Source organism: Escherichia sp. MOD1-EC5433 (assembly GCF_002966005.1).
Lineage (GTDB): Bacteria > Pseudomonadota > Gammaproteobacteria > Enterobacterales > Enterobacteriaceae > Escherichia > Escherichia ruysiae.
Genome location: NZ_PTRL01000018.1, coordinates 1 through 1,010, shown reverse-complemented (window position 1 = coordinate 1,010; position 1,010 = coordinate 1). Strand labels below are relative to the sequence as shown.

Sequence of the window (1,010 nt, the reverse complement as noted above, 5' to 3'; positions counted from 1 at the left end):
GTATATATCAAAAAATAATTCTATATTTTTGTATGAGGGGGATAACGTTGGCGTCATAGCTAGTTTTTTGTGGTTGGTTGAGAATGTTGGAGATTATGACTATTACGCTTTTTGCGATCAGGATGATGTATGGGAACCTCTTAAATTGATTGCAGCTACAACTAATATTATGAAATATAAGCAGGATATAGCAATAGGGTATTGCTCCTCATATAACTATGTTGACAAAGAATTAAATCATATCGGTCGTTATAATTCTCAGAGTAATTTTTCTTTAAACAATATTTTGATTGAAAATTGTGCGCCAGGCTGTACTTTTGTCTTTAACCAATCTTTACGTAAATTATACTTGGATATAAATGAAGCAAATATAGCCAATCGTATTGTTATGCATGATTGGTTTTTTTTAATACTGGCAAGAACATTTGGTCATCTAATATATGATTATAATAGCTACCTAAGTTATAGGCAGCATGATAATAACGTTGTAGGTATAAAGTCTGGTTTTAAGAACATTTTATGTAATAGATTAAAACAGTTCAAAAAATATAAGCCAAATGGGAGGCATCTTCTATCTCTTCAGATGGATTTAGTCTCCATATATTGTTTAAAGCATCATAAAGAAGCCGCATATGAAATAAGTCATGGTTTTGTAGCATCTCAAGCAAGTTTGGTGAAAAGATTGAGGTATGTTTTTTCCGGGTATGTAAAAAGAGTTAAGTTCATTGATGATGTGCTTTTTAAAGTTTTGTTTATTATTGGATGGTTTAAGTAAGGATAAAAGATGCCTCGTAAAAAAATTTTGCTTGTCGCAAATACACTCTGGTCGATATACAATTTCCGAAAAGGATTAATAAAAAGTTTAATTGAAAAAGGATATGATGTTACCATCGTTGCTCCAGAAGATGACCATTTGAAAAAGATTGTCGATTTAGGGTGTAAATTTGAAGCAATTTCTGTTTCCTCGCAAGGGAAAAACCCACTTAAAGATTTAATGCTATTATTAAAGC

General features: G+C 31.2%; 1 protein-coding gene and 1 pseudogene. Both read left to right on the top strand.

All coding sequences use genetic code 11. The features are described from left to right. Positions 1-775, top strand: a 775-nt coding sequence (locus C3D30_RS20165) for a glycosyltransferase family protein (protein WP_105287318.1), incomplete at its 5' end; no start/stop codon positions are given. 9 nt (positions 776-784) lie between these two features. After that, positions 785-1,010, top strand: a pseudogene (locus C3D30_RS20160) (glycosyltransferase); the annotation flags it as partial.